This is a genomic window from Micromonospora sp. M51, from assembly GCF_018070305.1.
Classification (GTDB): Bacteria; Actinomycetota; Actinomycetes; order Mycobacteriales; family Micromonosporaceae; genus Micromonospora; species Micromonospora parva.
Genome location: NZ_JAGPXZ010000831.1, coordinates 1 through 2,488, shown reverse-complemented (window position 1 = coordinate 2,488; position 2,488 = coordinate 1). Strand labels below are relative to the sequence as shown.

The window sequence follows — 2,488 nt, the reverse complement described above, 5'->3', positions numbered from 1 at the left end:
CCACCACGGCGCCGCCTGCGTCCTCTGCCCCGCCGGGGGTCTCCATGCCGACGACCAGCCGCCGCGCGAGCGCTTCGATGAGGTCGATCGCGTCGGCGGCGGTGCCGGCCGGCCCGTCCACCACATCGGTGAGCGCCGTGGGCAGCGCCAGTCGCTGTCCCGGCGTCGCGAGCAGTTCCTGCTCGTCGAGCAAGTACGCGACGGCGAGGGCCTGCCGCAGACCGGGCAGTGCGCGGGCGCCGCCCCAGATCTGCGGGGCGCGCAGCACCGCCAGGACCAGGTTGACCCGTGCCTCGCCGGTGGGCGCGTCGGCGAGGATGTGCAGCCCGTCGCGGATCTGCACGTCCTTGACCTCGCAGAGGTACCCGTCGAGGTGCAGCACGAAGTCGTCGAAGTCGTCCGGGTCGGGCATCGCCTCGGCGTGCAGGTCGTGGTGCAGCTCGGCGGCGCGCACCAGGTTCCAGATCTGGGCCCGCACGGTGGGCACCTTGGCCGGGTCGAGGGCCTGCACGGTGGCGTACTCGTCGAGCAGTTGCTCCAGTTTGGCCAGGTCGCCGTAGGTCTCGGCGCGGGCCATCGGAGGGACCAGGTGGTCGACGACCACGGCGTGCGCCCGCCGCTTGGCCTGGGTGCCCTCACCGGGATCGTTGACGATGAACGGGTACACCAGCGGCAGATCGCCGAGGACCGCGTCGGGCGCGCAGTCGGCGGCCAGGCCGAGGCCCTTGCCGGGCAGCCACTCCAGGGTGCCGTGCTTGCCCAGGTGCACCACGGCGTCCGCGCCGAAGCCGCCGTCCGCGACCGGCGCGGTCAACCAGCGGTACGCGGCCAGGTAGTGGTGACTCGGCGGCAGGTCCGGGTCGTGGTAGATGGCGATCGGGTTCTCCCCGAAGCCGCGCGGCGGCTGGATCAGCAGCACCACGTTGCCGAAGCGCAGCCCGGCGAGCACGATGTCGCCGCCCTCGGTGTACAGCTCGCCGGGCGGCTCACCCCAGTGTTCCCTGATCCGCTCCCGCAGCTCGGCCGGGACCTGGTCGAACCAACGCCGGTACGTCGGCCCCGGTATCCGGGCCTCGGCGCCGGCCAACTGCTCCGGGGTGAGCCACTCCACGTCGTGGCCACCGGCGGCGATCAGCGCGTGGATCAGCGCGTCGCCGTCGGCGGGCACCGGGCGCTCGCCCAGGTCGTAGCCAGCGTCCGCGAGCGCGGCGAACAGCCGCACCGCCGACGCCGGGGTGTCCAGGCCCACCGCGTTGCCGACCCGGGAGTGCTTCGTCGGGTACGAGCTGAGCACCACGGCGACGCGCTTGTCGGCGGCCGGCACGTACCGCAGCCGGGCGTGGCGCACCGCGATCCCGGCGACCCGGGCGGCCCGCTCGGGGTCGGCGGCGTAGACCGAGAGCCCGTCGGCGTCGATCTGCTTGAACGAGAACGGCACGGTGACGATCCGGCCGTCGAACTCGGGGATGGCCACCTGCATGGCGGCGTCCAACGGGGACAGCCCGGCGTCGCTGTCGGCCCACTGCGCCCGGGTGCTGGTGAGACAGAGCGCCTGGATGACCGGCACGTCCAGGGCGGCCAGGACGCCGACGTCCCAGGCGTCCTCGTCGCCGCCGCCGGAGGCGTCGGCGGCGACCGCACCGCCAGCCGCGAGCACGGTGACCAGCAGCGCGTCACAGCGGGCGAAGAGCCCGAGCGGGCCGGCGTCGGCGGTCAGCCCGCGCAGGGAGCCGCAGAAGATCGGCAGCGGGTTGCCGCCGGCCGCCCGGACCGCCTCGACCAGCACGTCGATGAAGCCGGTGTTGCCGGCCAACGCGTGTGCCCGGTAGAAGACGATCCCCACTGTGGGCCGGTACGGGTCGGCCAGGTGCGCGCCGTGCACCCCGTACGCCGGGGTGCGCGCGGGCGGGGCGAACCCCTCACCGGTGAGCAGCACCGTGTCGGAGAGGAACCGCGCCAACTGCCCCAGGTTGTCCGGGCCGCCCTCGACCAGGTACGCCAGCGCCTGGGTCGCGACACCGGACGGCACGGTGGAGCTGGCCATCAGCTCCGCGTCGGGTGTCGCCTCGCCGCCGAGCACCACCGTCGGCACGCCGGTCGCGAGCACCGCGGCGAGGCCGTCCGGCCACGCCAGCCGACCGCCGAGCAGGCGTACGACGACGAGGGCGACCCCGTCGAGCAGGGAGGGCACCTCCTCGACGGTGACCCGCGCGGGGTTGGCCAACCGGTAGTCGGCGCCGCTGGCGCGGGCGGCCAGCAGGTCGGTGTCGGCGGTGGAGAGCAGCAGGATGCGCACGGCAGGCTCCGGAGAGTGACGTCGACGCGCTCGCCGATGCGAGCTGGCGACGTGGGATGGGCGCGGGGTTCAGCAGGCACCGCGACCCGGGCGGCTCACCGGCGCGGGGCCGACGGCGGCGGGTGGCGCGGTGGGGAACTCAGCGGTGAACGGCGCGGGAGCGTGCGGATGCCGGCGCGTCAGTGCGGCCGG

General features: G+C 74.8%; 1 protein-coding gene. It reads right to left on the bottom strand.

The features are described from left to right. The coding region (locus tag KBX53_RS29435; RefSeq protein ID WP_210862886.1) for a cobaltochelatase subunit CobN at positions 1-2,296 on the bottom strand (2,296 nt) is incomplete at its 3' end. Positions 2,297-2,488: the final 192 nt, after the last annotated feature.